Raw genomic sequence first — 2,524 nt, forward strand, 5'->3', positions numbered from 1 at the left:
CGAAGAGACAAAGATGCCGTTCGAAAACGGAATCGAAGCAATCAAAGTAGCAGCAGATGCAACTTCTTTCAATACAAGCATCCTTACAAAAGTACCGGCTGGCTATGAGCTTTGCGTTACAGGTGATGTATACTTCGGCGAGAATGACACTGTAAACGTAGAAGTAAGAAAGAAAGCAGAAGTAGAAGAGAAAACCGTATATGTAAGCTACATTGACGAAGAGACAAAGATGCCGTTCGAAAACGGAATCGAAGCAATCAAAGTAGCAGCAGATGCAACTTCTTTCAATACAAGTATCCTTACAAAAGTACCGGCTGGCTATGAGCTTTGCGTTACAGGAGATGTATACTTCGGCGAGAATGACACTGTAAACGTAGAAGTAAGAAAGAAAGCAGAAGTAGAAGAGAAAACTGTATATGTAAGCTACATTGATGAAGAGACAAAGATGCCGTTCGAGAACGGAATCGAAGCAATCAAAGTAGCAGCAGATGCAACATACTTCAACACAAGCATTCTTACAGCAGTACCGGCTGGCTATGAACTTTGCATTGTAGGTGATGTATACTTCGGCGAGAATGATACTGTAAACGTAGAAGTAAGAAAGAAAACTGGTGAGACCCCAGATGAGAAGACAGCAGTTCTGAATGTAATCTACAAATTTGGCGATGTAGAAGTTGGTAAAGAGACAGTTGCTGCTACTGGCGAAGCTGGTGAGGCATATACCTTTACTGCAAAAGATCTGACTGTACCGGCTGGCTATAATCTGGCAGGTTCCTTTGAAGATGTTGTTGTTGACTTTGGCGCATCCAAGGATGTTGTAGTAGAGGTTGTTGAGGCTTCTAAGATTGCTGCTGCAACTCTTCATGTAACCTACAAAGATGGTGATGTAGTAGTTGGCGACAGTGATGCAGCTGCTTCTGGTTTGTTAGGCGGAAGCTATATCTTCAGAATTCATGAGCTGAAAGTTCCAGAAGGATATGTACTGGTAGATGCATTCAATGGCATCGAAGTACCGTATGGTACATCTCGTGATGTTGTTCTTCAGGTTAAGAAGCTGAATCCGGAGGAGATGGCTGATGCTACTCTGCATATTTCCTATATCTTTAATTACAAGGAAATTGCTTCTGAGGATATTACTGTAAGAGGTAAGAAGGGCGAGTCCTATACCTTTACTTCTGAGAATGTAAGCCTGAATATCCCGACCGGATATAAGCTGAAGAAGGCTATGGAGCCGACTGAAGTTGAGTTCGGTGAGACCTATGCTATTACTCTGGATCTTACTAGAAGAAGCAGCGGCGGCGGCAGCGGCTCCGGCGGTGGAAGCGGTTCCGGCGGCGGCACCAGAAGCGTAGGTACAGCAAATAAGCTGACCAACGGACGTTGGATTCTGGATTCTACCGGTTGGTGGTATCCATTCAGCGATAATACCTATGCTAAGGGCGGCTGGTATTATCTGGAGTGGCAGAACAAGAAGGATTGGTACTATTTCGATAACACCGGCTATCTGGTATCCGGATGGTTCGAGGAGAATGGCAATAAGTACTATCTGCACGATGTTCATGACGGTACCTTCGGAAGAATGTACACTGGATGGAACAAGATTGGCAATCAGTGGTATTACTTCAATGATACCACAACTGGTACCTTCGGCGCTCTGGATTCCAACGCACAGGTTCCGGCTGAATTGCTGAATCAGTAAAAAAGAGCATTTGATATGCCAATATTTTAAACGAGTATACGGAAGTGTCGTTTCATCATCATGAAGTGGTGATGAGCGGCACTTCCGCTCGTTTTACCCTAAAATCTGAATTAATTTCTCTTATTTCAGAGAAAAATCCTGATTTTTTAACTTGGAGATTTTGGATCACGTCTTATAATTGCACTTGCATGGAAGAAATTCCTGTGTTAAACTAAAAATAGCATATTACATTTCTTATATTTCTAAGGGCTGATGGCCCGTCCGGTTCTGTCTTGGAATCATTTAGAAAGGTCTATGCTTACAATCACTAATTTATGAAGCAGAAGACCTTGAAAAAGCTTGTCTTCTGCAGCGCTTACAAATGCAGAAGGCAGAGAAAATGCTTTCTGCCATAACAGACAGGAGGCGAAGAATGAGACAGAAACAGTCAAAGAAAGGTAGCCGGAAGCAAGAACAAAGGAGCAGTCCGGCATTCAAACATGAGGCAGAAGCCCTGCCAATTTCCACAAACACAATTGACAAAAGCGAACTCAGTATTTCAGAAGAGCATACGCCTGTACATATGCAAGATTCTGTTCCAAAGGAGGAGTTAGAACAGGGACTGGATCAGGAACAGGAAGAGCGTTATGAAAGATACCGAGATGTTCTAAAAGATCTTACACTGATGAGCGATAGCTTTATGCGGGCAGTACTGAAAAATCCGGAGTGTACAGAGGAGGTGCTGCGAACCATTCTTAGTAAAAAACAGTTGAAATAAGGCTACCGCAATCCCACTGGCTTTAGACGGTGGGTTAAGGTAGCCAAAAGCTGAGAATTATTGTATGC

The 2,524-nt window shown here is 43.2% G+C and carries 1 protein-coding gene and 1 pseudogene; both read left to right on the plus strand.

Annotated features, from left to right (window positions below; genetic code table 11):
* Positions 1 to 1,699 (plus strand): annotated as a pseudogene (locus ACESON_RS15145) (hypothetical protein); the annotation flags it as partial.
* A gap of 412 nt (positions 1,700 to 2,111) precedes the next feature.
* Complete coding sequence (locus tag ACESON_RS15150) at positions 2,112 to 2,456, plus strand: hypothetical protein (protein WP_373110756.1); 345 nt, start codon at positions 2,112 to 2,114, stop codon at positions 2,454 to 2,456.
* Positions 2,457 to 2,524: the final 68 nt, after the last annotated feature.

This window comes from Lachnoclostridium sp. Marseille-P6806, assembly GCF_964238185.1.
Taxonomy (GTDB): Bacteria; Bacillota; Clostridia; order Lachnospirales; family Lachnospiraceae; genus Brotaphodocola.

Excerpts from the sequence above, each read along its gene's own strand:
- ACESON_RS15150 (WP_373110756.1), top strand. The coding sequence starts at position 2,112 with ATGAGACAGAAACAGTCAAAGAAAGGTAGCCGGAAGCAAGAACAAAGG.